The organism is Devosia sp. (assembly GCF_041917035.1).
GTDB lineage: Bacteria > Pseudomonadota > Alphaproteobacteria > Rhizobiales > Devosiaceae > Devosia_A.
The window spans coordinates 1-2,867 of record NZ_JAYRYM010000356.1 but is presented as its reverse complement, the minus strand read 5'-3'; the positions used below and the strand labels follow the sequence as shown (position 1 = coordinate 2,867).

Below are 2,867 nucleotides of genomic sequence, written 5' to 3'. Positions count from 1 at the left end.
GACTTTGCGGCGCTGGTCGATGCGCATGGCGGGGTGTTCGGCGGCTGCTGGTGCCTCGGCTTTCACGATCGGTCGCTGTTCGCGCTCCCCTATGCGGAAAAGCGCGAGCGCAAGCGGCAGATGGTCATCGGCGGGCAGGCGCACGCGGCGCTGGTCTATGCGGGCGGCGACTGCGTCGGCTGGTGCCAGTTCGGCTCACCCGAGGAACTGCCGCAGATCAAGAACCGGCGGAACTATGAAGCGAGCCTTTCTGGCGACGCGGCGCCGCCCTGGCGGCTCACCTGCTTTTTCGTCCATCGGCGGCATCGCGGCCTGGGCGTGGCGCGTGCCGCACTTGCCGGCGCACTGGCCGAGATCGCGCGGCAGGGCGGCGGCCTCGTCGAGGCCTATCCGGAGGACGTCCATCAGGCGCGCGTGTCGCCGACTTTCCTGCATGCCGGCACCCTCGCCCTGTTCGAGGCGGCCGGCTTCGCGAAGGCGGCGCAGATCGGCAAAAACAAGTGGGTGGTGCGCCGGCAGGTGGCGGCGGCGGGCGCCGACTAAGCTGTGGAGCGGGCCTGCCGCCCCGGCTTGGCTTTGTGCCCGCGCTCGGCCACGATTGGCACCGATCGAGAGGAGATGAAGCGATGAGCGAGACGTTTCGGGTGGAGCCGCTGGCCTGGGGGCGGGGTCCGCGCGAGTTCGAGGTGTTCCTCGAGCCGACCTGCCCCTATTCGGCAAAGGTGTTCGGCAAGCTCGAGGCCTTTCTCGACACGGTGGGCGAGGACCGCGTGACGGTCAGGATCAGGCTCCACTCGCAGCCCTGGCACATGTTCTCGCCGGTGATCGTGCGGGCGATCTATGCGGCGGCGTCGCTGCCCGAGGGCAAGGCGGCGGCTTGGCGGGTGATGGCGGCGGTCTACGCGCATCGCGAGGCGTTCGAGTTCGACCGGCACGCGACCGGCCCCAACCGGGACGCGACGCCGAACGACCTGATCCGGCGCATCGAGGGCCATACCGGGCTCGCCCTGATGGCGGCGTTCGACGAACCGCTGCTCGACAAGTCCACCCGCTGGGATGCCCGCTACGCCCGGCAGAACGGCATCCACGTCTCGCCGAGCTTCATGATCGACCGCATCGTGCAGTCCGACATGAGCAGCGGCGACGAGATCTCGGCCTGGGTGAAGAAGCTCGGATAGAGGGGCCCTCGGCGCGCCCCCTCCACCGGCTGAGCCGGTCCCCCTCCCCCGCGATGCGGGGGAGGATCGGTAGTGGGCGTCGATCGCGGCGCTCCAGCCCGGGCCGCTACATCGCGTCGGTGCGCAGCAGCTGCGCGTCGCGCTCGGCGGCGAAGGTATCGGCATTGAAGGCCGGCGCCGCGTCGAGCTGCTCGCGCGTCACGTTGAGGAAGAGGAAGCGGTTGGCATTGGCATCGGTCGAGAAGCGCAGGTTCTCCACCCCGACGGCGACCGGCTTGGTGCCGATGCCGAGGAAGCCGCCGAAGTCGATGACCACCGCCTCGATGGTGGCCCCGTCGGCCGCCAGCATCACGTCGCCGACCGCGCCCAGGTGCTCGTCGCCGGGGCCGTAGGCGTTGGTGCCGATGAGTTCCTCGGCGGAGAGCGGGGCATCGGTGAGCGTGGTGCGGTCGATGGGACCCGCCACCGGGGCGACGACGCGGTCGGCCGGCATGGCCTGATCGGTCGGCACGATGGTGTCTGCCGGCAACGCGCCGGGATCGGCCGGCGCGGTCATGGCATTGCCGGCGGGCGTCGCGGAATCGTCGGCGCGGAAGTCGGGGGCCGCTTCGAGCGCCTCGCGGGTCGTTGCGAGCACGAAGCGTTCGGAATTGTCGGCGGCGATGACCCAGTCGAGTTCGGAGAAGGTCACGGCGACGTTCTTTTCGCCGATGCCGAGAAAGCCGCCGACGCCGATGATCACCGCGGCAATGCCGCCATCCTCGCCGATCACCAGGTTGTTGACGTCGCCGATGTGCTCGGCATCCGCCGCGGCGGAGGCATAGACCTGCCGGCCGATGATCTCGGTGGCGAGATTGTCGCGGTCGGCAACGGCGTAGCCGCTGGCGAGGATCGAAGCGGCAGGATCGGCGGGCCGGGTCGCGGGTGTCTCGATCGGAGCGGTCTCGGCCGGAGCCGGGGCATCCTGGGCGATGGCGCCGGTGGCAAGGAGTGCGCCGAGCGCGGTGGTGGCAAGCAAGGTGCGGATCATTTATGGTTCCTCTCGTTCGTGTCCGACATGAACAAGGCCGTGTGGCACAACGCTTGGCTGTGGGGTGCTGCACGGCCCGATGACCGGACAACGCCGGACGCGGGTGGTTGTTCCGGCCGGTTGCGCGCGGCCTTGACCCGGGCGGGTGGCCGTGACGTCATGCGGCATGTTCCTGTCGGTCTTCGACATCTTCAAGGTGAGCGTCGGCCCGTCGTCCTCCCACACCATGGGACCGATGCTGGCGGCGCGACGCTTTGCCGAGCGGGTTGCCGGACTGCCGGCCGCCGGGGGCGCCACCATCGAGTGCCGGCTGTATGGCTCGCTCGCCTATACCGGGGAGGGGCACGGCACGCATCGCGCGGTGCTGTGCGGGCTGCTCGGGCTTTCACCGCAGACCTATGACCGGGAGGCGGCGAGCGCCGCGCTCGAGGCGCTCAACGCCCGCAAATGGGTGAGCATGGGGCCACATCGCATCCGGCTCGATCCGGGCGAGGCCATCATCCCGGAAAAGGGCAAGCGCCTCGACGGGCACCCCAATGCCATGCGGTTCCGGCTGCTGAAGGGTGAACCGGACCTGCTCTCGGAGGTGTACTACTCGGTGGGCGGGGGGTTCGTGCTCAGCGAGGCCGAACTGGCCGCCCAGGGCGGGCCAAGCGAGA

At 69.9% G+C, this 2,867-nt stretch carries 4 protein-coding genes; 3 read left to right on the top strand and 1 reads right to left on the bottom strand.

The genetic code is table 11. The annotated features are described in order from the left end of the window. Both ACE3TU_RS20950 and ACE3TU_RS20945 read left to right on the top strand, forming a co-directional pair. On the top strand, positions 1-543 hold a 543-nt coding region (locus ACE3TU_RS20950), incomplete at its 5' end, for a GNAT family N-acetyltransferase (protein WP_374627781.1). 83 nt (positions 544-626) lie between these two features. Then, on the top strand, positions 627-1,178 hold the full coding sequence (locus ACE3TU_RS20945; protein WP_374627779.1) for a DsbA family protein: 552 nt from the start codon (positions 627-629) through the stop codon (positions 1,176-1,178). Positions 1,179-1,284: 106 nt separating this feature from the next. On the opposite strand, the gene ACE3TU_RS20940 is transcribed toward ACE3TU_RS20945, so the two are convergent. Next, complete coding sequence (locus tag ACE3TU_RS20940) at positions 1,285-2,208, bottom strand: PRC-barrel domain-containing protein (protein WP_374627777.1); 924 nt, start codon at positions 2,206-2,208, stop codon at positions 1,285-1,287. A 166-nt stretch (positions 2,209-2,374) separates the two neighbouring features. On the opposite strand from ACE3TU_RS20940, the gene ACE3TU_RS20935 reads away from it, so the two are divergent. After that, positions 2,375-2,867: serine dehydratase beta chain (locus ACE3TU_RS20935; protein WP_374627775.1), on the top strand; the 493-nt coding region annotated here is incomplete at its 3' end.